This is a genomic window from Bacillus sp. SIMBA_074 (genome assembly GCF_046534555.1).
Classification (GTDB): domain Bacteria; phylum Bacillota; class Bacilli; order Bacillales; family Bacillaceae_G; genus Bacillus_A; species Bacillus_A mycoides.
This window is the reverse complement of record NZ_JAWRYM010000558.1, coordinates 1-270: the sequence shown is the minus strand read 5'-3', so window position 1 is coordinate 270 and position 270 is coordinate 1. Positions and strand designations below refer to the sequence as shown.

The window sequence follows — 270 nt, the reverse complement described above, 5'->3', positions numbered from 1 at the left end:
CTAACCACACAATAATAGAAGAATTCAATGGGAAATATTAAGTATTTTTTATGGAATTTCCATTGTGAACGAATTAAGTATTTATAAGGTTTTTCAATACTCTTTTTTTTATTAATTTGGTATCATTATCCTTATTGATTCATAAGGGGGAATGAATATGATTAATTATGATGGACGGATATTCAGAGCAAAAGTCAACTCTGAAAATGGGGAAGTATCAGGAAATACTTCCTTTCACTATTCACAAGAAGGTTCTATTCTTTCAGCAAG

Annotated in this window: 1 protein-coding gene; it reads left to right on the top strand. The window is 29.3% G+C overall.

Translation table 11 applies throughout. The annotated features are described in order from the left end of the window. Positions 1 to 151: 151 nt before the first annotated feature. On the top strand, positions 152 to 270 hold a 119-nt coding region (locus SB773_RS35415), incomplete at its 3' end, for an avidin-fold protein (protein WP_486304317.1).